This is a genomic window from Cryptosporangium japonicum (assembly GCF_039524755.1).
In the GTDB taxonomy this organism is placed as follows: Bacteria; Actinomycetota; Actinomycetes; order Mycobacteriales; family Cryptosporangiaceae; genus Cryptosporangium; species Cryptosporangium japonicum.
This window is the reverse complement of the sequence record NZ_BAAAGX010000012.1, coordinates 215,006-237,029: the sequence shown is the minus strand read 5'-3', so window position 1 is coordinate 237,029 and position 22,024 is coordinate 215,006. Positions and strand designations below refer to the sequence as shown.

Here is a 22,024-nt window from a genome sequence, read left to right as displayed (position 1 = left end):
CAACCACGCCGCCTAATACCGTTGCCACGACCGGTTGACTCCAAGGGCCCGGGAAGACGTCGTAGGCCCGGGAACCTGTGGACGGTCTCGGCGCGCTAACCCTCCGAGCGCTCATCGTGGTCCGGTGCCACGCTCTCCGTATCGCCCGGCCCGTCTCCGCCGCGCGTTCTTCCGCGGCTCCGACGCCGTCCGGGCCGGTCTCCTGACGCCCGATCAGCTCCGCGGCCAGGCCTGGCGGAAGCTCTACCGCGACGTGTACGTGGACGCGGCCGTCCCGGTGAGCTACGCGCTGCGGTGCCGGGCGGCGAGGCTGATCCTCCCCGGGGGCGGCGCGCTCACCGGTGTATCGGCGGCCTGCCTCGACGGCGTCCCGATCGGCGAGCCGGACGACCTCGTCCACGTCATCGCACCGTCCGGCACCCGGTGGGAGCGGCGCGGGTGCCGGCTCACCCGGACGCCCTACCTGCCGGCCGACCACCTCGTGCCGGGTGAGCTGCCCCGCACCATCCGGCTGCGGACGGCTTGGGAGATCGCGTCCGCGCGGAACGTGCTGGAGGCGGTGGCCGCCCTGAACGTCGTGTTCCGTCACCAGCGGCCGAGCAGGCGCGCGATGGATCCGTGGGTCGCGGCCGATCCGGAGTCCCCGGCGGCACGGGCGATCGATCTCGCCGACCCGCTGGCCGAATCGCCCCAGGAGTCGCGCAGCCGGGTCCTGCTGGTGTCGGCGGGCTTCCCCAGGCCGACGTCCCAGTACGAACTGCACCGTGCCGGAAGGTTCGTCGCCCGCTTCGATCTGGCCTGGCCGGAGGCCAGGGTGGCGGTCGAGTACGAGGGCGAGGTGCACGCCGAGCGGATCGGTCGCGATCGGATGCGCCTCAACCGGATTCACGACGCCGGGTGGGAGGTTTTCTTCCTCACCAAGGAGCAGCTACGGGAGCCCGCGCGGTTCCGCATCTTCTGCGATCAACTCCGCCGCGCGCTGGCTCGCAACCGGGCCTACGACAAGTAACCGGCCCGACGACGGATTCCCGGGCCTACGACAGCCCCGGTAACCCCGAAAACCCGCCGTAGCCCCGAAAACCCGTCGGGCCCGTTCCCCGAAGGGATCGGGCCCGACGGGGTAGGACTCAGAGCTCTCGGAACGCCAGAGCCACGTTGTGGCCGCCGAAGCCGAACGAGTCGTTGATCGCCGCGCTGATCTTCATCTTGCGCGGGGTGTTCGCCGCGATGTCCAGGCAGACCCCGTCGTCCGGGTTCTCCAGGTTGATCGTGGGCGGAACCACGCCGTCCCGGATCGCCAGCACGGTCGCGATCGCCTCCACCGCGCCGGCCGCGCCGAGCAGGTGCCCGGTCATCGACTTCGTCGCGGTGACGACCGGGTGGTCCCCGATCGCGGTGCGCAGTGCCAGCAGCTCACCCATGTCGCCGGCCGGCGTCGACGTGGAGTGGCCGTTGACGTGCTGGATGTCGGCGCCGGTGAGGCCGCCGTCGGCCAGCGCCTCGGACACGGCCCGCGCCTGCCCGGAACCCGAGGGGTCCGGCTGCACGAGGTCGTAGCCGTCGGCCGTGATGCCGGCCCCGGCCAGCACCGCGTACCCGGAGCGGCCCCGGGCGCGGGCGTGTTCGGCCCGCTCGAGCACGACCATGCCGCCGCCCTCACCCAGGACGAACCCGTCCCGGGCCTTGTCGAACGGACGCGACGCGCGCTCGGGCTCGTCGTTGCGCGTCGACATGGCGCGCATGGCCCCGAAGCCGGCCATCGGCAGCGGGTGGATGCAGGCCTCGGCGCCGCCGGCCAGGACGATGTCGGCCTTGCCGGACCGGATCAGCTCCAGCCCCATCGCGATCGCCTCGGCGCCGGTGGCGCAGGCCGACACGGGGGCCCGGACCGCGGCCTTCGCGCCGAGCTCCAGCCCGACGACGGCGGCCGGCCCGTTCGGCATCAGCATCGGGATGGTGAGCGGGGAGACCCGGCGGGGGCCCTTCTCCCGGAGCACGTCCCACTGGCCGAGCAGCGTCAGCGCGCCACCGATGCCGGAGCCGACGACCACGGCGACGCGCATCGGGTCGACGTCCGGCGCACCGGCGTCCTGCCAGGCCTCGCGTGCGGCCACGACGGCGACCTGCTGCACGCGGTCCATGCGGCGCGCCTTGACCCGTTCGATGACCTCGGTGGGCTCGACCGCGAGCTTGGCGGCGATCCGCACCGGCAGATCGGTGGCCCAGTCGTCGGTCAGTGCCGCGACGCCGGACTTGCCGTCCAGCATCGCCTGCCAGGTGGAGGCGACGTCGCCACCGAGCGGGGTGGTGGCACCCAGCCCGGTGACGAGCACCTCGACGTTCGCCCCGGCGCCGGTGGGCGCCGAGGCGGCGGAAACCGCCTGAGCGGCGGGGACCTCAGCGGAGGGGCGCTCGGTCATACGATCAGGCCTGCGCCTGGGAGATGTAAGCCACCGCGTCGCCGACGGTCTTCAGACCCTGCACGTCGTCGTCCGGGATCTTGACGCCGAACTTCTCCTCCGCGGCCACCACGACCTCGACCATGGACAGCGAGTCCACGTCCAGGTCGTCGGTGAACGACTTGTCGTCGGCGACGTCGTCCTTCTGGACGTCGGCGATCTCCTCGAGGATCTCAGCCAGACCGGCGCGGATCTCGTCGTTGCTGCTCACTGTTGACGCATTCCTCTCTGTGGTGACGGCTCAGGGGATGGTAATGACCTGGCCGGCGTACGTGAGACCCCCACCGAAGCCGAACAGCAGGGCCGGGCCGCCGGAGGGCAGCTCACCCCGTTCGACCAGCTTCGAGAGGGCCAGTGGGATCGAGGCCGACGACGTGTTGCCGGACTCGACGATGTCCCGGGCGATCACCGCGTTCGTCGCCCCGAGGCGCTTGGCGATGTGATCGATGATGCGGACGTTGGCCTGGTGCGGGATGAACGCCACCAGGTCGGCGGGGTCGACACCGGCGCGCTCGCACGCGGCGCGGGCGAACGGGGCGAGCGCGGTCGTCGCCCAGCGGAAGACGGCCTGGCCCTCCTGCCGGATGAAGCCGTCGTCGTCGATGTTGAGCACGTCCCCGCGGGGGCCGTCGCTGCCCCAGTACACCGGGCCGATGCCGTTCTGCTCGGCCGCGGTGACCACCGCGGCCCCGGCGCCGTCGGCGAACAGGATGCACGTGGTGCGGTCGGCGAAGTCGATCACGTCGGTGAGCTTCTCGGCGCCGATCACCAGCGCGGTCTTCGCCGCCCCGGACACGATCGCGTGCTGCGCGGTGGCCAGCCCGTAGCTGAAGCCCGAGCAGGCGGTGTTGACGTCGAACGCACCCGGCGCGTTGATGCCCAGCCGCGCGGCCACCTGGCTGGCGACGTTCGGCAGCATGGTCGGGGGCGTGAGCGTGGCGACGATCACCAGGTCGACGTCGGCGGCCTCGATGCCGGCGTTGGCCAGCGCCTTACCGGCCGCGGCCACCGACATGTCCAGGCACGTCTCGCCCTCGGCGGCGAACCGGCGGGCCTTGATGCCCACCCGGTCCTGGATCCAGGCGTCGTTGGTCTCGACGCCGAACTGGGTGGTCAGGTCGTCGTTGGTGACGATGCGTGCGGGCTGGTAGTGACCGAGGCCGACGACGCGGGCGCCGGGTCCGTCGGTGTAGCGGCTCATCGGGGGTCCTCCGAACTGTGCGCGGCGATCAGCTCGGCGGCAGCCGGCAGGTCGTCTGGTGTGTTGACGGTGACGACCTGGACGCCCTTCATCGCGCGCTTGGCCAGCCCCGCGAGCGTACCCGCCGGGGCGAGTTCGATCGCCGCGGTGACCCCCAGCTCCAGCAGGGTGGCCTGGCAGGAGTCCCACCGCACCGGCGAGGTGACCTGGGCGACGATCCGGGCGAGGGCATCCGCCCCGGAGGTGACCGCGGCGCCGTCGGCGTTCGACAGCAGGGTGGCGGTGGGCTCACCCACGGTGACCTCCACCGACCCGAGGGCCTCCCGGGCCGGCGCCATGTACGGCGTGTGGAACGCGCCCGCGACCTGCAGCGCGATCACCCGCGCCCGGGCCGGCGGGTCGTCGGCCAGCTTCGCCAGGGCGGGCAGTGGGCCGGCCGCGACGATCTGACCGGCGCCGTTGCGGTTGGCCGGGTGGAGGCCGAGCGCGTCGAGACGCTCCAGCACCTCGGCCTCGACACCGCCGAGCACCGCGCTCATCCCGGTGGGTTCGAGCGCGCACGCGGCGGCCATCTCCCGTCCGCGGGCGGCGGCCAGCGCGACGGCGTCGTCGGGCGAGAGCACCCCGGCGAGCCCGGCGGCGGTCAGCTCACCGATGCTGTGGCCGGCGACGACCGAAGCCCGGTCGACCGGCAGGAAGGCCGCGACGGTGAGCCCGGCGGCGACCAGCAGGGGTTGGGTCTTGGCGGTGTCCCGGATCTCGTCGGCATCGGCCTCGGTCCCCAGCCGCACGAGGTCGAGATCAGTGACCTCGGAGTACGAGCGGAGCGCGGCGGTGGCCCGGTCGGCGCCGTCCCAACCGGTGAGCCACGGGGTGAGGAAACCTGGCTTCTGCGAGCCCTGTCCGGGGGCGAGTAGGGCGAGCACGTAAGAAGCCTCGCAACTGAACCGGTTCTTTCGCGGTAGGGCGAGCCACTAACTCCCACGCAGGTTTTTGGAGGAAACCTCCAAAGGAAGCGGGATGCGCGCGACGCGCGTCACTTGCTGAGCTCTTTTCAACCTCATGGATTTCCGCAGGGTGAACGCCGCCCGAGGGGTCGGTCGAAAAGAACTCAGTGCCCGTGCATGCGCCCGATGGCGAGGGCGAGCCGCAGGCTGAACGCCTCCCGGGGGTTCGTCGGGGCCAGGCCGGTGATTTCCCCGATTCGTCGCAGACGGTAACGCACGGTATTGGGGTGCACGAACAGCATCCGGGCGGTGCCTTCGAGGGTGCCGCCGCTGTCGAGGTAGACCGAGAGCGTCTCGACGAGCGTGGGCCCGGCCGCGTCGAGCGGCTTGTAGACGTCGGACACCAGCCGGCGCCGGGCCTCGGTGTCACCGGCGAGCACCCGTTCGGGCAGCAGGTCGGCCGCGGCGACCGGCCGGGGCGCCGCCGGCCAGGCCGCCACGGCCCGCCAGCCGGCCTCGGCCGCGCGCGCGGATTCCGGTGCCCCGGACAGGGCCGGCACCGCGTGGCCGACCACCACCGGGCCCGGCCCGAACTCCGCGAGCAGCATCTGGGTGGCCCGCACCGGATCGTCGGCCCCACCGAGCACGGCGACCAGCCGCTGCCCCTGGACGCCGGCCAGCACGTCCAGCCCGGCCCGCCGGCCGATGTGCACGAGGCTGTCGACGATCTGGTCGGAGTCGGCCACGGTGGCCGACCCGGGTGCGGTGCCGATCACCACCGAGACGGGGGACAGGTCGGTCCACCCCAGGGCGGCCGCCCGGCTGGCCAGCGCGTCGGCCGGGTCGCCACGCAGCAGGGCGTCGACCAGGAGGGCCTGGAGGCGCAGGTCCCAGGCGCCGCGGGTCTCCGCCGCCCGGGCGTAGACCTCGGCGGTGGCGAACGCGACCTCGCGCGAGTACCGCAGGATCGCCTCCCGCAGCTCGGACTCCTCGCCCGGCGCGGCCAGCTCACCGGCCTGTTCCTCGGCCACCTCGACGGTGATCTTCACCATCGCCAACGCCTGCTGGAGCGTCACCGAGCGGGCCATCTCGCGCGGCGCGGCGCCGAACACGTCGCCGGTGACCTTCGGGCGGCTGATCGGGCTGCGCATCCACTGCACCAGTGACCCGATGCCGGCCTGCACGACGAGCGTCACCCAGGAGCGCTGGTCGGCCGGGAGCGCGCGGAACCAGGGGAGCGTGTCGTCCATCCGCGCCACGCTCCGCGTCGCCAGCGCGCCGGAGGCCCGTTCGATCCGGCGGAGCGTCGCGGCGAGTGGAGCGGAGGTCACGGGCGAAGCGTCCCACGTCAGCCAGGCGAGCGACCAAACTAGTTAGATAGCGCAACTATGTAGTAGTGTCGACGGGGTGCTAGGCGAAGAGCTGTACGTCCGGATCGCCCGGTTGCACCGGTTGATCGCCACCGACGTCGTCGCCGGGCCGAGCGTCGCCCAGGCGAGAACGCTCGGGCGGCTGCTGGCCGACGGCCCGCAACGCGTCAGCGCGCTCGCGGCGGCGGAGCGCACCGCGCAGCCGTCGATGACCGCGCTCGTCGACCGCATGGAGAAGGCCGGCTGGGTCACGCGCCGGCCCGACCCCACCGACGGTCGCGCGGTCACCGTGACCGTCACCGAGCGGGGCGCCGCCGAGGTGGCCGAGGTGCGGGTCGCCTCCGGCCGGGCGCTGGACGAGCGGCTGGCCCGGCTCTCCGAGCCGGACCGCACGGCCCTCCGGGCCGCACTACCCGCGCTCGACGCCCTGTTGGCGACCGACTGACCGTTAAGACCGTTCATCGACGCCGAGCGGCGAACCGCGGCGAGGCGGCGGACGTGGCACGAACCGAGGGAGACATCATGACCGACCTCGCCCAGCGAGAAGCGGCGCCGGCCGCGCGGCCGAGCATCCTGCGCCAGCCCATGGCGGTGTGGGCGGTGGCGTTCGCGTCGGTGATCGCGTTCATGGGCATCGGGCTGGTCGACCCGATCCTGCCGGCGATCGCCCGTGACCTGGACGCCACCCCGAGCCAGACGTCGCTGCTGTTCACCAGCTACATGGCCGTGACCGGCGTCGCGATGCTGATCACCGGCGTGGTGTCCAGCCGGATCGGGCCGCGCTGGACGTTGCTCTCCGGGCTCGCGGTGATCGTCGTGTTCGCGGCGCTGGCCGGCGCCTCCGACTCGATCGGCGCGATCGTCGGGTTCCGGGCCGGCTGGGGCCTGGGCAACGCGTTGTTCATCGCGACCGCGCTCGCCACGATCGTCGGGGCCGCGAGCGGCGGGGTGGCCAGCGCGATCATCCTGTACGAGGCCGCGCTCGGGCTCGGCATCGCGACCGGGCCGCTGCTCGGCGGGGTGCTCGGTGGCATCAGCTGGCGCGGGCCGTTCTTCGGCGTCGCGGTGCTGATGGCGGTCGCGTTCGTGGCGATCCTGGCGCTGCTGCCGCCGATCCCGAAGGCCACCCGGACCACGTCGGTGCTCGACCCGTTCCGGGCGCTGCGCCACCGCGGCCTGCTGACGCTGGGGCTGACCGCGCTATTCTACAACTTCGGGTTCTTCACGCTGCTGGCCTACACCCCGTTCCCGCTGGGCATGGACGCGCACGGTCTCGGCCTGGTGTTCTTCGGCTGGGGGCTGTGCCTCGCGTTCACGTCGGTGTTCGTCGCGCCGCGGCTGCAGCGGGTGTTCGGCACGCTGCGGACGATGTACGTGAACCTCGCCGCGCTGGCGTTGTTGCTGGTCGTGATGGGGTTCGGGGTGTCCTCGCCGGCGACGCTCGTCGTCTGTGTCGTCGCGGCCGGCCTGCTGCTCGGCATCAACAACACGCTGATCACCGAGTGCGTGATGGAGGCCGCGCCGGTCGAGCGCGGGGTGGCGTCGGCGGCGTACAGCTTCGTGCGGTTCATCGGTGGGGCGATCGCGCCGTACCTGGCGACGAAGCTCGCCGAGGAGGTCAACGCCGAGATCCCGTTCTACGTCGGGGCGTTCGGGGTGGGGCTGGCGGTCGTCGCGCTGTGGCTCGGGCGCGGGTACCTGCGCCACGTCGACCGGCACGAGCCCGCCGAGGGCACCCCGGCCGAGGCGGCCGTCATGACCGCCGCTGACGCCGACTGACCCGCGGCCGGGCCGGCGGGTAGAAACGACGCATGAGCGAACCGTTGCCGCCGGGCGGGCGCCCGGGTCGGCTGCTGGCCTACGGACCCGGGCCGGACCAGGTGGCCGAGTTCTACGAGGCGCCCGACCCGTCCGCGTTGGTGCTGTTCCTGCACGGCGGGTACTGGCGCGCGCGGTACGACCGGTCGCACGCGCGTCCGCTGGCGGCCGCGCTGGCCGACGCCGGTTACGCGGTTCTCCTCGCCGAGTACCGCCGGGTGGGGCAGCCGGGCGGCGGTTACCCCGGCACGCTCGAGGACGTCGCCACGCTGATCGACACGCTGCCGGGCGCGCTCGTGCCGGACCGGCCGCTGATCCTCGCCGGCCACTCGGCCGGCGGTCACCTGGCCCTGTGGGCGGCTGCCCGCCCGTCGCTGCCGGCGGGCGCCCCCGGCGCGGCGCCCGCGACGGTCCCGATCGCCGGAGTGGTGGCGTTGGCGCCGGTCGCCGATCTGCGGGTGGGGGCGGAGCTGGGCCTGGGGGACGGCGCGATCGAGGCGTTCCTCGGCGGCTCGCCGGCGTCGGTGCCCGAGCGGTACGCGATCGCCGACCCGACCGGCCTGCCCGCGCCGGCCGTTCCGGTCACGATCGTGCACGGCGAGGCCGACGACGTCGTCCCCCCGGCCGTGTCGCGCAACTACGCCGCCGACGGCCGGGCCGCGCTGACCCTGATTCCCGGGGCCGACCACTTCGGCGTCATCACCCCGGGCTCATCCGACTGGCCACACGTAGTGGCCGCCGTCAATACCCGGACATACCACGCCTGATCAGTAGAATCCCCCGCTAACAACGCCAAGGGGGGATGGTCATGGCGGAGCGGACACGAAAAGCGGTCGTGCCGAGCGGCGTCGAACGCACGATGGCCGAGGACGAGCTGATCGTCAGCAAGACCGACGCCAAAGGGATCATGACCTACGTCAACGACGTGTTCCTCCGCGTCTCGGCGTATCCCGAGAGCGAGGTGCTCGGTCAGCCGCACAACATGATCCGGCACCCCGACATGCCGCGCTGCGTCTTCAAGCTGCTCTGGGACACGATCAAGTCCGGCCAGGAGATCTTCGCCTACGTCGTGAACCTGGCCGGCGACGGTGCGCACTACTGGGTGCTCGCCCACGTGACGCCGTCGTTCGGGCCCGGTGGCCAGATCATCGGGTACCACTCCAACCGGCGGACGCCGGACCGGGCCGGCATGGACGTGATCCGCCCGCTCTACGGCCAGCTGGTCGCCGAGGAACGTCGGCACGCCAAGTCGTCCGAGGCGCTGGCGGCCTCCACCGCGATGCTCACCCGCAAAGCCGAGGAGCACGGCGGGTACGAGCGCTTCGTCTGGTCGCTCGAGTCGACGAGGGCGGGTGCCCGGTGAAGAACGTGGACGGACAGTCGGAGGTCGAGGTCTACCGGGGTGCGCTCCGTGCGCTGGCCGTCGCGTGCGAGGCCACCGGCAAGGGCGACTTCGAGGTGCGGGTGCCGCAGCTGCCCGGCGAGGACCGCTACCCGGACGTCGCCACGATCCGGCACAGCCTGAACCACCTGCTCGACATGACCGACGCCTTCATCCGGGAGGCCGCCGCCTCGCTGACCTCGGCCACCGAGGGGCGTTTCCACCGGAAGTTCCTCGAGCGCGGCATGCAGGGCACGTTCCGCTCCGGGGCCCGGTCGATAAACGTGGCCCGCGAGGCCATGCAGGCGAGCGCGCGACGGGTGGACGAGGTGGCCGAACACCGGCTCGTCCTCGCGGCCGACTTCGAGAACGCGGTGCTCTCGGTCTCCGAGACCGTGGCCGCGGCCTCCACCGAGCTCGGCGCGTCGGCCCAGACGCTGGCCACCGCGACCGGCAAGGCCGTCGAGGCCACCGACCAGGCCACGGCCACGATCCGGACGATGAGCGAGGCCTCGGCGCAGATCGAGCAGATCGTCCAGATCATCACGAAGATCTCGGCGCAGACGCGGCTGCTGGCGCTCAACGCGACGATCGAGGCCGCTCGGGCGGGGGAGGCCGGCAAGGGCTTCGGCGTGGTCGCCACCGAGGTCAAGCAGCTCGCCGACGAGACCTCGCGCGCCAGCGAGCGCATTCTCGAGCAGGTCACCGACGCGAGCTCGCGTACCGACGACGCGGTCACCGCGATCCGCAGCGTCACCGAGTCGGTCTCCGAGATGGACCAGATGGCGGCCGGCATCGCCGAGGCGGTCGAGGGCGGCGGCGCCGGTGGCGGCGGCCTGTCGCAGATGGCCGAGACGCTCAGCAGCGAGGTCACGAAGTTCCTGGCGGTGCTGCGCCAGGGATGACACGACGCAATCACGGGTGTGTCACATTCGTGTAATTACGTCACAGAAGTTCTAATCTGTGCGCATGGCGAAGCATCGTGCGATTTGTCCGTCTCTGGTTACTGTCGCGTCTCTCTTGACCCTGTTGCTCGGGGCCGCGGTGATGGCCGAGGTCGCGGTCGCCGCGGTGCCGGGCGTTCTGATCTGGCAGCTGGCCGTGGCCTGGGTGGCCTGCTCCGTCGCGCTCGGCCTGCGCGAAGGCCGGTCTTGGGCGCTCTACGCCACGGCGATCCTGGCCGCGGTGAGCCCCGGCCTCGCGATCGTCGCCGCCGACGTGGTCGGCCCGGTTGCCGCGGCGCCGTTCCTCCTGGCGCCCGCCGCCGTCGCGCTGCTCGTTCCCGAGCGCTCGGCGCGGTGGCTGCGGCGCCGCCGGCCGATCTCGGCTCCCACCGGGCGCATCATGGTCAGCACCCCGGTGACCGGGAGCACGACCCGGACGTCGGCGGCGCTGGCCGTGCAGAGCGACTACGCGCTGGTCGGTGCGGTTCCGGCCCAGGGCTCCGCCGGGTCGTCGAGGTAGGGCTGCACCGGGCGGCCGACGTCCGGAGCGCAGGGAGCTCCCTGGGGCTGAGGGCCGGTCGACGACCGGTCGGGGAGCACGGGCCGGGCAGCGCGACGCGCTGCCCGGCCTTTCGCGTCGTCAGATCTCGCGCAGCCGGGGGAGCACCCGCTCGCACACCTCGGTGGCCCAGCTCGGCGGGTCGTCGACCGTCCGGTTGCCCACCCACACCTGCTCGACGCCGAGCGTCGCGTACTGCTCCATCGTGCGCAGGAACGTGTCGGTGTCGCCGAGCGGGTCGAGGCCGGTGATGATCGTCTTCTCGATCTCCGCCGGGTCGCGGCCCAGGTCCGCGCAGTGCCGGTTCAGCACCTCGATCTTGTGGGCCACGGTCTCCACGTCGGGCGCGAACAGGTTGCACAGATCGCCGTACTGCGCGACCAGCCGGAGCGTCTTCTTCTCGCCGGAACCGCCGATCATCACCCGCGGACCGGGGCGCTGGATCGGCTGCGGCACGCAGAGCGTCTCCGCGAGCCGGTAGTGGCGGCCCTCGAAGGGACCGTCGTCGTCGCTGAACATCTGCCGGGAGATCCGCAGCGTCTCCTCCAGCCGCTCGAACCGCTCGGCCAGCGGCGGGAACGGGACGCCGAGCGCGTGGTGCTCCCTCTCGTACCAGGCGGCGCCGATGCCGAACAGCGCCCGCCCCTCGGACAGCACGTCGAGCGTCGCGACGGTCTTGGCCAGCAGGCCCGGATGGCGGTAGGTGACGCCGGTGACCAGCAGCCCGAGCGTGATCCGGCGGGTGATGCCGGCCAGGAAGCCCAGCCCGGTGTAGCCCTCGAGCATCGGTTCGGAGGCCGGCGCGACGTTCTCCATCTGGAACCAGTGGTCCATCAACGTGAAGGTGGTCGCGCCGCCCTCGTCGGCGGCGCGAGCGGTCGCTGCGAGCAGCGGCGCGATCGCGGTGTTCCCGCCCGGAAAGGAGAAGTTCGGGTAGTGGATCGCAAGTTTCACCGACCAACCGTAAGCCGTCAGCCGGTGGTGCGCCTCCGGGGCGCGCGGCGCGGGTAGGCCTTCGCCGTCTCGGCCAGCCGGGACGCGTGCTCGGCCTGGCGCCGCCAGTGGCCGTAGAGCGCTCCGCTCGCCGCGAGCTGGTCGAACGTCGCGATCGTGTCGGCCGCCACGAACGCCGGCTCGGCGTCCCGCCAGGGTGTGCCGGGCAGCGGCATGAACGTGTGCGCGTGAATGCGTCCGCCGAGGGCCGCCACGGCTTCGGCCAGCCGCAGCGAGGCCGCCGCGTCCTCGGCGTCCTCACCCGGCATCCCGAACAGGAAGTCGACGTTGGGCCGGAAGCCCTCCTCGGCGGCGATCCGCACCGCGTCCAGCACCGGACCGGCGCCGTGGCCGCGCCGCGACGCCGCGAGCATCCGGTCGGACCCCGACTGGGCACCGATGATGATGTTGTCGTTCGACACGTACTTGCGCAGCATCCGCATCGCCTCGGGCGTGACGTGCTCGGGCCGCACCTCCGACGGGAACGACCCGAAGAACAGCCGGCCGTGCGGCGGCAGCTCGGCCCGCACCGTGCCGAGCAGCTCCTCCACCGCGTCGAGGTCGGGCTCCTCGGTCTGGGTGCCGTACGACAGCGACGTCGGCGTCGTGAAACGCACGTCCTTCATGCCGTCGGCGACCATCGCACGCACGTGCCAGCGGACGTTCTCGACGCTGCGGTGCCGGAAGCGCGCGGAGAACATGAACGGCGTCTGGCAGAACTTGCAGGCATAGATGCAGCCGCGGGTGAGCTCGATCGGGCCGTACTTGTGGTGCTTCAACGAGAACGAGCCGAACGCGTCGAGCTCGCGGGTGATCGCCGGGCCGGTACGCAGGGCCACGCCGTCGGCGTCACGGACGGCCAGCCCGCGGACGCCGGTCAGCGGCGCACCCGTGCCGACCGCGTCGACCAGCCGGATGATCGTCGTCTCACCCTCGCCGATCGCGGCGACGTCCCAGCCCGCGTCGAGCACCTGCTGCGGCTCGGCGGTGGCGTGCACCCCGCCGGCCACGTGCAGCACGCGCTCGTCGTCCACCAGGGCCCGGATGGTGGCGAGTTCGACGGCGAGCGCGTCGGCGTCGGGTGAGTAGAACGACCAGAGCACCAGCACACGGTCGGCTTCGTCCAGAGCGGAGCCGACCGCCGCCGCGGTCTCGTGCGGCGAGGTCGCGAACGCGACGGTGAACGGGGTCTCCGGAGGCTCGGCCTCCAGCGCCCCGAGCAGAGCGTGGTGGCCGTAGGTCACGGCCTTGCGGTACCGGAGGATGACGGCGACGCTCACGCCGCCATTCTCGCTCAGGGCAGAGCGGGGGGTGCGGCGCCCGGCCGCTGGGTGGGGACGACGACGCCGGGCGGTGGGCCCGGAGGAGCGTCCGCGGCCGACGGCGGGCGTTCCGGGGCCACGTGCCAGGACACCGTGACCGAGACCGGGGCGCGGGCGCCGACGGTCGGGGTGTCGTAGTGGACGTCGACGCGGTCGGGCCGCCCCGGGGTGCCGTCGCAGACGCGCTCGGCCAGCCACGTGCCGGAGTACGTCCGGTCGGGTCCGTCGGGTGGGGAGTGGATGACGACAGCGGTTCCGTCGGGGAGTCGGACTTCGGAGGGCATGGGGGATCGCCTCCCGCAGGCGTACTGAATGGAGTCAGAAAGAGGGTCAGGAAGTCACTGAGCGATAGCTGATGGTTACCCGGTGAGCCGGGAAGCTGAAACGGATCAGCCTGGAGGCGTACGCCCGCGGGCCACTGTGCCGGTGATCGCACCTGGCTACCGTGAGCGGATGCGACGCCTGCACGTCCTTCCGGTGACGGTCGTCGTAGTGCTGTGTGCGTTGTTCGTCGCGGCCTACGGCAACCGCGGCGGCCCCGGCGTGGTGGGGCCCCTGTTCGTGGTGCTGGCCTGGCCGATCGTGTGGCGGAGCCGGCCGGTCGTCGGGCTGGGGCTGGTGCTCCTGTTCACCGCGCTGCTCACCCCGCTCTACGACCCGGAGACGGTCGGGCCGGTCGGCTGCGCGGCGGCCATCCTCGCGGTCGGTCGGCTGGCCGCCGTCCGGTCCTGGCGGGCCTCGCTGCCGGGCGCCGGGGTGGCGTTCGTGGTGCTCGCGCTGCTCGGCGCGGCGTTCTATGTGGACCGCGGCGGCGTGCTCACCACTGCGCTGGTGTTCGCGCTGGCGATCGGGTGCGGGTGGGCGGTGGGCAACACGATCCGGCAGACCCGGGAGAGCGTGGTCGCGCGACGCCGGGAGGAGACCGAGCTCGCGGTCGCGGCCGAACGGCTGCGCATCGCGCGTGAGCTGCACGACCTGGTCGCGCACAGCATGGGCGTGATCGCGTTCCAGGCCGGCGCGGGGCGGCGGGTGATCGGGACCCGGCCGGTCGAGGCACGCAACGCGCTGGACGCGATCGAGACGACGTCGCGCGAGGCGCTGGCCGAACTGCGGCGCACGCTGGCCGCGCTCCGGCGTTCGGACCCCGCCGGCGCGCCCACCCTGCCGACGCCACGCCTGGCCGACCTCGACCGGCTGGCCGCCTCCGTGCGCGTGGAGGTGACCCGCGCCGGTGAGGTCCGGGAACTGCCGGCCGACCTCGAGCTCTCGGCGTACCGGATCGTGCAGGAGTCGGTGACCAACGTGGTCCGCCACGCCGGCACCGACTCCTGCACGGTGCGGCTGGACTACCGGGAGGCCGAGCTGGCGATCGAGGTGCTGGACGACGGCCCCGGAACCGGCGCCCCCGGCACCGGGTACGGCATCGTCGGCATGCGCGAGCGGGTCACGCTGCTCGGCGGCACGTTCGCGGCCGGACCCCGGCCCGAGGGTGGCTTCCGGGTGGCGGCCACAATCCCCCTTCATGATTAGCGTCGTGCTGGCCGACGATCAGCCGTTGATCCGGTCCGCGCTGCGGGTGCTGCTCGCCGAGGAAGCCGACCTCGAGCTGGTGGGGGAGGCCGCCACCGGCGCCGAGGCCGTCGCGCTGGCGCGTGCCCACCGGCCCGACGTCGTCGTGATGGACCTGCGGATGCCGGAGATGGACGGGATCGCCGCGACCGCGCTGATCGCCGAGACCCTGCCGGACACCCGCGTCGTGGTGCTGACGACGTTCGACGACGACGAGTACGTCTACGGGGCGCTGCGTGCCGGCGCCAGCGGGTTCCTGGTCAAGGACATGGGGCTCGACGACATCCTGGCCGCGATCCGGGTGGTGGCCGGCGGGGACGCGCTCATCGCGCCGAGCGTCACCAGGCGGCTGGTCGACACGCTGGCGGGGCGGAAACCCGCGCCGGCGGGCCGCCCCTCGATCGCCGGGGTCACCGACCGGGAACGCGAAGTCCTGACGCTCGTCGGACGGGGACTGTCCAACGCCGAGATCGCGGCCGAGCTGTTCATCAGCATCGCCACCGCGAAGGCCCACGTGGCCCGGCTGCTGACCAAACTGGACGCCAGGGACCGGGTGCAGCTGGTGATCCTGGCCTACGAGTTCGGGTTGGTCAGCCCCGGGGACTAAGCCTGGTGACCAGGGGTGATGTCGTCCGCGGCCCGATGTGGACGGCGGGGTGATCCCGACACCGTTCCGGTATGAAAACGCGGGTTTTATTCGGTGTCCAGATCCTGCTGGTGGTGGTGTTCGCGGTTCTCTGGAACCCGCTGGACTTCTTCATCTACCGGCTCGGCGGTCAGGTCGTCGGCGACGGAGCCCGGCTCTACCTGGAGCAGCAGGCCGCGCACTGGTTCACCTACACGCCGTTCGCGGCGGTGCTGTTCGAGCCGCTGTCGTGGGTGCCGCTGGTACCCGCCCGGGTGCTCTGGGAGCTGGCGTCGGTCGCGGCGTTCGTCGTGGCCTGCCGCCAGTTCGTCTCCTGGCGGTGGGCGGTGCTCGGGCTGATGCTGGAACCGGTCTGGCACTCGCTGTTCCTCGGCCAGATCAACCTGATGCTGCTCGCGCTGGTCGCGATCGACTTCCGGCGGGTCGCGGCGGGCAAACCGGCGGGGATCGGCATCGGCATCGCGGCGGCGGTCAAGCTCACGCCGGGGATCTTCCTCGTGGTGCTGCTGGCCGCCGGGCGGGTGCGTGCGGCGGCGATCGCCGGGGCCACGTTCGCGGCGGCGACGCTCGGCGCGTGGATCGTCGCGCCGGAAGCCTCACTCGTGTACTGGCGTGACACGTTCTACGACAGCACCCGCGTCGGCGTCCCGTACGTGAGCAACCAGTCGCCGTACGGCGCGCTGACGCGGCTGCTCGGCGACGTCGGCACCTGGTTCTACGTCGTCCCCGCGGTGTTGCTGGCAGTGGGTGTGTGGGTCGCCACCCGGTACGCCCGGCGGGAGGACTGGCTGGGTGCGTTCGCGGTGGCCGGGCTCACCGGCCTGCTGGTGTCGCCGATCTCCTGGAGCCACCACTGGGTGTGGGCGCTGCCGGCGCTGGTGGTGTTGTGGCGCGACGGCTACCGCCGGGCGTTCGTCGCCGTGGTGACCGTGCTCGCGCTGTCGCCGATGTGGGCGACGCAGTTCGTCGAGGAGCCCAACGAGGTCTGGGCCCTGCTGCCGGTACGCAACGCCTACCTGCTGCTCGGGGTGGCCCTGCTGACCCACTTCGCGGTCCGGACACGGAAACGCTCCGGCACCGCCGAAGCGGTACCGGAGCGTGTCCTGACGTCCTAGGAGGCGCCGCCGGTCTCACCGGGCGGAGCCGCCGTCACGTCGTCGATGCGGTACTTCGCCAGCGCGTCCGACGCCACCGAGGCCTCGATCTCGCCCCGCTTGGCCAGCGCACGCAGCGTCGCCACCACTATCGACTCCGCGTCGACCTTGAAGTGGCGACGAAGCGCGTGCCGGGTGTCGGACGCACCGAAGCCGTCGGTGCCCAGCGAGGTGTAGTCGCTCGGTACCCAGCGCGAGATCTGGTCCGGCACCGCGCGCATCCAGTCGCTGGACGCCACGACCGGGCCCGGCGCGTCGGCCAGCTGCGCGGTGATCCACGGGGTGCGCGCCTCGCCGTCGGGGTGCAGCAGCGCCTCCTCCTCGGCCTCGACGGCGTCCCGGCGCAGCTCCGTCCAGGACGTCACCGACCAGACGTCGGCGGCGACGTTCCAGTCCTCGGCGAGCAGCTGCTGGGCCTTGAGCGCCCACGGCAGCGCGACACCGGAGGCGAGCAGCTGCGCCTTCGGTGCGCCCTCGGTGTTCAGCGTGGCCGGCGCGTACCGGTAGAGGCCGCGGAGGATGCCCTCCTCGTCCACGTGGTCCGGCATCGACGGCATCACCATCGGCTCGTTGTAGACGGTGAAGTAGTAGAAGATGTTCTCCGGGTTCTCCCCGTACATCCGCCGCAGGCCGTCCTCGGTGATCACCGCCACCTCGTACGCGTACGCCGGGTCGTACGCGACGACCGCCGGGTTCGTCGAGGCCAGCAACAGCGAGTGACCGTCCTCGTGCTGCAGGCCCTCACCGTTGAGCGTGGTGCGCCCGGCGGTGGCGCCCAGCACGAACCCGCGGCCCAGCTGGTCGGCCACGGCCCAGAAGCCGTCGCCGGTGCGCTGGAACCCGAACATCGAGTAGAAGATGTAGATCGGGATCATCGGCTCGCCCTGGGTGGCGTACGACGTCGCCACCGCGGTGAACGACGCCACCGATCCGGCCTCGTTGATGCCCTCGTGCAGGATCTGGCCCTGCTGGGACTCCTTGTAGGCCAGCATCAGCTCGCGGTCGACCGACGTGTACTGCTGGCCGTGCGGCGAGTAGATCTTCGCCGTCGGGAACAGCGAGTCCATTCCGAACGTGCGCGCCTCGTCGGGAATGATCGGCACGAAGCGGTCGCCGATGTTCTTGTCCTTCATCAGGTCCTTCAGCAACCGGACGAAGGCCATCGTGGTGGCGATCTTCTGCTTGCCGGAGCCCTTCTTGAGCTGGGCGTACATCTCCTTGCCCGGCAGGGCCAGCGGCTTGCTGCGGTCGACGCGCCGCGGGATCGCGCCACCGAGCTGGCGGCGACGCTCCATCAGGTACTGGTACTCGTCCGAGTCCTTGCCGGGGTGGTAGTACGGCGGCAGGTACTTGTCGAGCTTCTCGTCCGGGATGTCGAGGAAGAGCCGGTCCCGGAACTCCTTCAGGTCGTCCTCGGTCAGCTTCTTCATCTGGTGCGTGGCGTTGCGGGCCTCGAAGTGGCTGCCCAGCGTCCAGCCCTTGATCGTCTTCGCGAGGATCACGGTCGGCTGCCCGGTGTGCTCGGTGGCCGACTTGTAGGCCGCGTAGAGCTTCCGGTAGTCGTGGCCACCGCGCTTGAGGTTCCAGATCTCGTCGTCGCTCAGGTGCTCGACCATCTTGCGCGTGCGCGGGTCGCGTCCGAAGAAGTGCTCGCGGACGAACGCGCCGGACTCGGCCTTGTAGGTCTGGTAGTCACCGTCGGGCGTGGTGTTCATCAGGTTGACCAGCGCGCCGTCGGTGTCGGCGGCCAGCAGCGGGTCCCACTCGCGGCCCCAGACGACCTTGATGACGTTCCAGCCGGCGCCGCGGAAGAACGCCTCGAGCTCCTGCATGACCTTGCCGTTGCCGCGGACCGGCCCGTCGAGGCGCTGCAGGTTGCAGTTGATGACGAACGTCAGGTTGTCGAGCTCCTCGCGGGCGGCGACGCCGATCGCGCCGAGCGACTCGACCTCGTCCATCTCGCCGTCGCCGAGGAACGCCCAGACGTGCTGGTTGCTGGTGTCCTTGATGCCGCGCGAGTGCAGGTACCGGTTGAACCGGGCCTGGTAGATCGCGTTGATCGGCCCCAGCCCCATGGAGACGGTCGGGAACTCCCAGAAGTCGGGCATCAGGCGCGGGTGGGGGTAGCTGGAGAGGCCACCACCGGAGTGCGAGAACTCCTGGCGGAACCCGTCCATCTGGTGCTCGTTCAGCCGGCCCTCGAGGAACGCGCGCGCGTACATGCCGGGGGAGGCGTGCCCCTGGAAGTAGATCTGGTCGCCGCCGCCCGGGTCGTCGTGACCGCGGAAGAAGTGGTTGAAGCCCACCTCGTAGAGGCTCGCGCTCGACGCGTAGGTGGAGATGTGCCCGCCGACCCCGATGCCCGGACGCTGCGCCCGGTGCACCATGATCGCGGCGTTCCAGCGCATGTAGGCCCGGAGACGGCGCTCGATGTGCTCGTCACCGGGGAACCAGGGCTCCCGCTCCGGCGGGATCGTGTTGATGTAGTCGGTGCTGCGCAGCGCCGGAACACCGACCTGCTTTTCCCGAGCCCGCTCCAGGAGACGCAGCATGATGTACCGGGCGCGCTGACGACCGGCGTTGTCGATCACTGCGTCCAGCGACTCGAGCCACTCGGACGTCTCTCCGGGATCGATGTCCGGGAGCTGACTCGGTAGCCCGTCGCTGATCACCGGGAGCCGTTCGCGTGAGTTCGCCACGTCGATCCTTCACACTCGTCGGTGGGTGGGGTCCGGTCGATCACGGTCGGCGACCGGCCGAGGCCACTTCGCTGTACCGATCCATCCTGCCCCGTGGGCGCCCGGATGGTTAGTTCCGGGTGGCCGTTACCGGCCGGTAGTGTCGCGCTCGACTCCCACCCGATGCGCCGAGCGCGGACGCGACGGGCAGGATAGAGCACGTGGACAGCGAGATCATCACCGTCCGTACCGGGTCTTCGCCGGTCGTGCTGGACCTGACCGACCGGGCGGCGGACTACGTCCGTGGCCGGGGCGACGGCCTGCTGCACGCGTTCGTGCCGCACGCCACCGCCGGTCTGGCCGTACTGGAGACCGGTGCGGGCAGCGACGACGACCTGCTGGCGGCGCTGGCCGACCTGCTGCCGGCCGACGACCGGTGGAGGCACCGGCACGGCAGCCCCGGCCACGGCCGCAGCCACGTGATGCCGGCGCTGATCCCGCCGTACGCGACGCTGCCGGTGCTGGGGGGCCGGCTGGCGCTGGGAACCTGGCAGAGCCTGTGTCTGGTCGATCTCAATGTCGACAACCACGACCGCCAGGTACGGTTTTCGTTTCTCGGCGGTTGACCTGCGGGTAAGAACTGGTCCGTCAGGTACTGGTGGGTGCGACGCGCGTGGTCTTATCGCTGGCAACACTTGCGCTGCGTTGGATGAATGTGTGGACTACCGGACTAGGCGGCGACGCGCCGCCATCAGCAGGAGGAGGGAACCGAAGAGTGAGCGCGACCGCGGGTCACGCCGACGGCGTCAAGAGCCCGGCCGACCGGCTCGGCATCCAGCCGGGCATGGTGGTCATGGAGATCGGATTCGACGACGATTGCGACGACGAACTGCGTGACGCCGTTGCCGACCGGGTGGGCGACGATCTGGTCGACGAAGACTCCGACGAGGTCGTCGACGTCGTGATGCTCTGGTGGCGGGAAGACGACGGTGACCTGTTCGATGCACTGGTCAACGCGTTGAGCCCGCTGACCGACAACGGCGTCGTCTGGCTGTTGACACCCAAGGCCGGCCGATCCGGGCACGTGGAGCCGAGCGACATCAGCGAGGTGGCCCCCACCGCGGGCCTGCAGCAGACGTCGAGCATCAGCGCCGCGCGGGACTGGTCCGGGGCGCGTCTGGTCGCGCCGAAGGCGGCGCGCTCCAAGCGCTGACCTCGCCTACTCCGCTGACACCGGCAGCGCGCGCCGTGCGCTCCCGGTGCCGTCGTGGTGCTTTCTTCCTGGGAGGACGTTGCCGTGCCGGTGGAAGTCGGTGATATCGCTCCGGAGTTCACGCTGCCCGACCAGAACCACCAACTGGTGTCGCTGCGTGACTTCCAGGGCTCCCGCAACGTCCTCGTCGTGTTCTATCCGCTGGCGTTCTCCCGGGTCTGCTCCGGGGAACTCACCGCGATCCGCGAGGACCTGTCGCGATTCCAGAACGACACCGTGCAGGTGCTGACGATCAGCGTCGACTCGTTCTTCGTCCACAAGGTGTGGGCCGAGCAGGAGGGTTTCGACTTCCCGCTGCTCTCCGACTTCTGGCCCCACGGCGCGGTCGCCCAGAGCTACGGCGTGTTCGACGAACAGAAAGGCACCGCGCGACGCGGCACGTTCCTCGTGGACGCCGACGGCGTCGTCCGCTGGAAGGTCGTCACCGGCATCGGCGTGGCCCGCTCGGCCGACGACTACGCCGGCGCCGTAGCGGCACTCGCCCCGTGAGCGGGCTCCGCTACCCTCGTTGATGCAGGGCGCATAGCTCAGTGGAAGAGCACTCGCCTTACAAGCGAGGGGTCGGGGGTTCGAAACCCTCTGCGCCCACACTGCACGGCCCGTTCAGGACGACGCTGCCGAGCCAGCGCGAGGTCTTGAGTATCAGGCATACGCGGCGACCTCGCGCTGACTCGGCAGCACCGCCCTGAGCGGGCTCCACCGCCGTTCTTGGGTCAAAAGGCCAACAGGGTTCCGGCTCCTTTGAGGCGGCGGACCACGGGGGCCGTTTCGGTGCGGTGGACGCCGGGGAGGGCGCCGATGCCGTCGGCCAGGTAGTCGTAGAGCTCGTCCAGATCGCGGCAGACCACGGCGGCGGAGATGTTCGACGGGCCGGTGACCGCGGCGGCGTAGGCGATCTGCGGGTGGTCGGCCAGTGCGCGGCCGACGGCGGTCAGCGCGGAGGCGTCGACGGTGAGCCAGAGGGCCGCCTCGGCGGTGAAGCCGAGCACCGCCGGTTCGACGTCGACGTCGAAGTAGAGCACCCCGCCGCGGTGCAGCGCCTCGATGCGACGGCGTACCGTCGACTCCGACCACCCGGTCGCGGCGGCCAGCGCCGGGAAACTCGCGCGCCCGTCCTTGGCCAGCTTGGCGAGCAGCTGGTTGTCGGCCGTCGTGGCCCGGACCGGCTCGCCGGCCACCGGGGCCGCCGGGGCCACCGCGGCCGGCGGGGTCAGCGCGGCGATCTGCGACGCGTCGAGCGCCGCCGTGCGCCCCGGCCACCCGCTCGTGCCGGCCACCGAACGCAGCATGCAGTGCGCGGACACCGCCGCGACCCCGGAGGCGCGCGGCAGCTTCTGCAGCAACAGCTCGCCCTCGTCCTGCAGGCGCCGCGTCCGGGTGATGCAGTTGATCTCGGTACCACCGGACAGGATCGTCACCCAGGACGTGTCGGCCCGCTGAGCGAGCGCCGACGCCACCGGCATCGCCGCGTCCGGCGAGCACCGCATCCGCACCAGCCAGTCGACGTGCCCGAGCGCCGCCGCGTGCGGCAGCCCGACCACGCGCAGCACCCCGGTCGACCGCAGCCGCTCGTACCGCCGCGCGAGCGTGCGGTCGGAGGTGCCGAGCACGGCCGCGACGCGACTGAACGGCGCCCGCCCGTCGAGCTGCAGCGCGTGCGCCAACTGGCGGTCCAGGTCGTCCAAATCCATCATTTGACGCTAGCAAGTG

Annotated in this window: 22 protein-coding genes, 1 tRNA gene and 1 pseudogene; 14 read left to right on the top strand and 10 right to left on the bottom strand. The window is 71.8% G+C overall.

The window, feature by feature from the left end; genetic code table 11:
* The first annotated feature begins 124 nt into the window (after positions 1-124).
* The gene (locus tag ABD437_RS16640) at positions 125-1,009 is read left to right on the top strand and encodes a hypothetical protein (RefSeq protein WP_344649751.1); all 885 of its coding nucleotides are present in this window, start codon (positions 125-127) and stop codon (positions 1,007-1,009) included.
* Positions 1,010-1,127: 118 nt separating this feature from the next.
* On the opposite strand, the gene ABD437_RS16635 is transcribed toward ABD437_RS16640, so the two are convergent.
* From ABD437_RS16635 to ABD437_RS16615, 5 genes and pseudogenes are all read right to left on the bottom strand, one after another.
* Entirely contained in the window at positions 1,128-2,420 is a 1,293-nt protein-coding gene (locus ABD437_RS16635) for a beta-ketoacyl-[acyl-carrier-protein] synthase family protein (protein WP_344649750.1), read from the bottom strand.
* A gap of 4 nt (positions 2,421-2,424) precedes the next feature.
* Positions 2,425-2,670, bottom strand: coding sequence for an acyl carrier protein (locus tag ABD437_RS16630; protein ID WP_035849846.1), 246 nt, complete (start codon positions 2,668-2,670; stop codon positions 2,425-2,427).
* A 30-nt stretch (positions 2,671-2,700) separates the two neighbouring features.
* Positions 2,701-3,660, bottom strand: a complete 960-nt coding sequence (locus tag ABD437_RS16625; RefSeq protein WP_344649749.1) for a beta-ketoacyl-ACP synthase III — start codon at positions 3,658-3,660, stop codon at positions 2,701-2,703.
* A gap of 14 nt (positions 3,661-3,674) precedes the next feature.
* Positions 3,675-4,586 (bottom strand): annotated as a pseudogene (locus tag ABD437_RS16620) (ACP S-malonyltransferase); the annotation flags it as partial.
* 185 nt (positions 4,587-4,771) lie between these two features.
* On the bottom strand, positions 4,772-5,938 hold the full coding sequence (locus ABD437_RS16615; RefSeq protein ID WP_344649748.1) for a PucR family transcriptional regulator: 1,167 nt from the start codon (positions 5,936-5,938) through the stop codon (positions 4,772-4,774).
* Positions 5,939-6,014: 76 nt separating this feature from the next.
* Here ABD437_RS16615 and ABD437_RS16610 point away from each other — a divergent pair, with 76 nt between their 5' ends.
* The 6 genes from ABD437_RS16610 (at position 6,015) to ABD437_RS16585 (ending at position 10,640) form a co-directional block, all read left to right on the top strand.
* The gene (locus tag ABD437_RS16610) at positions 6,015-6,422 is read left to right on the top strand and encodes a MarR family winged helix-turn-helix transcriptional regulator (protein ID WP_344649747.1); all 408 of its coding nucleotides are present in this window, start codon (positions 6,015-6,017) and stop codon (positions 6,420-6,422) included.
* A 77-nt stretch (positions 6,423-6,499) separates the two neighbouring features.
* Complete coding sequence (locus ABD437_RS16605; protein ID WP_344649746.1) at positions 6,500-7,756, top strand: MFS transporter; 1,257 nt, start codon at positions 6,500-6,502, stop codon at positions 7,754-7,756.
* A 32-nt stretch (positions 7,757-7,788) separates the two neighbouring features.
* Positions 7,789-8,562: an alpha/beta hydrolase gene (locus ABD437_RS16600; protein WP_344649745.1), complete on the top strand. Its 774-nt coding sequence runs from the start codon at positions 7,789-7,791 to the stop codon at positions 8,560-8,562.
* A 41-nt stretch (positions 8,563-8,603) separates the two neighbouring features.
* A complete protein-coding gene (locus ABD437_RS16595; protein WP_344649744.1) occupies positions 8,604-9,158 on the top strand; it encodes a PAS domain-containing protein in 555 nt (184 codons plus the stop codon).
* Positions 9,159-9,163: 5 nt separating this feature from the next.
* Positions 9,164-10,081, top strand: coding sequence for a methyl-accepting chemotaxis protein (locus ABD437_RS16590; protein WP_344649743.1), 918 nt, complete (start codon positions 9,164-9,166; stop codon positions 10,079-10,081).
* Positions 10,082-10,196: 115 nt separating this feature from the next.
* Positions 10,197-10,640, top strand: a complete 444-nt coding sequence (locus ABD437_RS16585) for a hypothetical protein (protein WP_344649742.1) — start codon at positions 10,197-10,199, stop codon at positions 10,638-10,640.
* A gap of 120 nt (positions 10,641-10,760) precedes the next feature.
* On the opposite strand, the gene ABD437_RS16580 is transcribed toward ABD437_RS16585, so the two are convergent.
* The 3 genes from ABD437_RS16580 to ABD437_RS16570 are packed head-to-tail and all read right to left on the bottom strand — an operon-like array spanning position 10,761 to position 13,278.
* Positions 10,761-11,633, bottom strand: a complete 873-nt coding sequence (locus tag ABD437_RS16580; RefSeq protein ID WP_344649741.1) for an LLM class F420-dependent oxidoreductase — start codon at positions 11,631-11,633, stop codon at positions 10,761-10,763.
* Positions 11,634-11,650: 17 nt separating this feature from the next.
* Positions 11,651-12,952 (bottom strand): TIGR04013 family B12-binding domain/radical SAM domain-containing protein, encoded by a 1,302-nt coding sequence (locus ABD437_RS16575; protein ID WP_344649740.1) that lies wholly within the window; start codon positions 12,950-12,952, stop codon positions 11,651-11,653.
* Between the two features lie 14 nt (positions 12,953-12,966).
* Positions 12,967-13,278, bottom strand: coding sequence for a hypothetical protein (locus ABD437_RS16570; RefSeq protein WP_344649739.1), 312 nt, complete (start codon positions 13,276-13,278; stop codon positions 12,967-12,969).
* A gap of 169 nt (positions 13,279-13,447) precedes the next feature.
* Here ABD437_RS16570 and ABD437_RS16565 point away from each other — a divergent pair, with 169 nt between their 5' ends.
* The 3 genes from ABD437_RS16565 to ABD437_RS16555 all read left to right on the top strand — a co-directional run bounded on the left by ABD437_RS16565 (position 13,448) and on the right by ABD437_RS16555 (position 16,324).
* Complete coding sequence (locus tag ABD437_RS16565) at positions 13,448-14,524, top strand: sensor histidine kinase (protein WP_344649738.1); 1,077 nt, start codon at positions 13,448-13,450, stop codon at positions 14,522-14,524.
* Positions 14,517-15,170, top strand: coding sequence for a response regulator (locus tag ABD437_RS16560; protein WP_344649737.1), 654 nt, complete (start codon positions 14,517-14,519; stop codon positions 15,168-15,170). Before ABD437_RS16565 ends, ABD437_RS16560 begins: the two co-directional genes overlap by 8 nt.
* Positions 15,171-15,241: 71 nt before the next feature.
* Complete coding sequence (locus tag ABD437_RS16555; RefSeq protein WP_344649736.1) at positions 15,242-16,324, top strand: glycosyltransferase 87 family protein; 1,083 nt, start codon at positions 15,242-15,244, stop codon at positions 16,322-16,324.
* Here the strand turns inward: ABD437_RS16555 and aceE are convergent.
* Positions 16,321-19,062 (bottom strand): pyruvate dehydrogenase (acetyl-transferring), homodimeric type, encoded by a 2,742-nt coding sequence (gene aceE, locus ABD437_RS16550; RefSeq protein WP_344649735.1) that lies wholly within the window; start codon positions 19,060-19,062, stop codon positions 16,321-16,323. The two genes, ABD437_RS16555 and aceE, sit on opposite strands and share 4 nt — an antisense overlap.
* 200 nt (positions 19,063-19,262) lie before the next feature.
* Here aceE and ABD437_RS16545 point away from each other — a divergent pair, with 200 nt between their 5' ends.
* The 4 genes from ABD437_RS16545 (at position 19,263) to ABD437_RS16530 (ending at position 20,902) form a co-directional block, all read left to right on the top strand.
* Positions 19,263-19,667 carry a YjbQ family protein gene (locus ABD437_RS16545; RefSeq protein ID WP_344649734.1) on the top strand — a complete coding sequence of 135 codons (405 nt, stop codon included), beginning with the start codon at positions 19,263-19,265 and terminating at the stop codon, positions 19,665-19,667.
* Positions 19,668-19,816: 149 nt separating this feature from the next.
* Positions 19,817-20,254, top strand: a complete 438-nt coding sequence (locus tag ABD437_RS16540; RefSeq protein ID WP_344649733.1) for a DUF3052 domain-containing protein — start codon at positions 19,817-19,819, stop codon at positions 20,252-20,254.
* Between the two features lie 84 nt (positions 20,255-20,338).
* Positions 20,339-20,803 carry a peroxiredoxin gene (locus ABD437_RS16535; protein WP_344649732.1) on the top strand — a complete coding sequence of 155 codons (465 nt, stop codon included), beginning with the start codon at positions 20,339-20,341 and terminating at the stop codon, positions 20,801-20,803.
* A 27-nt stretch (positions 20,804-20,830) separates the two neighbouring features.
* Positions 20,831-20,902: transfer RNA gene (locus ABD437_RS16530), tRNA-Val, on the top strand.
* Between the two features lie 125 nt (positions 20,903-21,027).
* Here ABD437_RS16530 and ABD437_RS16525 read toward each other — a convergent pair.
* A complete protein-coding gene (locus ABD437_RS16525) occupies positions 21,028-22,005 on the bottom strand; it encodes an Lrp/AsnC family transcriptional regulator (protein WP_344649731.1) in 978 nt (325 codons plus the stop codon).
* Positions 22,006-22,024: the final 19 nt, after the last annotated feature.

Coding starts and splice junctions, on each gene's coding strand:
- ABD437_RS16555 (WP_344649736.1), top strand. CDS start 15,242: ATGAAAACGCGGGTTTTATTCGGTGTCCAGATCCTGCTGGTGGTGGTG.
- ABD437_RS16570 (WP_344649739.1), bottom strand. CDS start 13,278: ATGCCCTCCGAAGTCCGACTCCCCGACGGAACCGCTGTCGTCATCCAC.
- ABD437_RS16525 (WP_344649731.1), bottom strand. CDS start 22,005: ATGGATTTGGACGACCTGGACCGCCAGTTGGCGCACGCGCTGCAGCTC.
- ABD437_RS16625 (WP_344649749.1), bottom strand. CDS start 3,660: ATGAGCCGCTACACCGACGGACCCGGCGCCCGCGTCGTCGGCCTCGGT.
- ABD437_RS16595 (WP_344649744.1), top strand. CDS start 8,604: ATGGCGGAGCGGACACGAAAAGCGGTCGTGCCGAGCGGCGTCGAACGC.
- ABD437_RS16605 (WP_344649746.1), top strand. CDS start 6,500: ATGACCGACCTCGCCCAGCGAGAAGCGGCGCCGGCCGCGCGGCCGAGC.
- ABD437_RS16565 (WP_344649738.1), top strand. CDS start 13,448: ATGCGACGCCTGCACGTCCTTCCGGTGACGGTCGTCGTAGTGCTGTGT.
- ABD437_RS16600 (WP_344649745.1), top strand. CDS start 7,789: ATGAGCGAACCGTTGCCGCCGGGCGGGCGCCCGGGTCGGCTGCTGGCC.
- ABD437_RS16560 (WP_344649737.1), top strand. CDS start 14,517: ATGATTAGCGTCGTGCTGGCCGACGATCAGCCGTTGATCCGGTCCGCG.
- ABD437_RS16635 (WP_344649750.1), bottom strand. CDS start 2,420: ATGACCGAGCGCCCCTCCGCTGAGGTCCCCGCCGCTCAGGCGGTTTCC.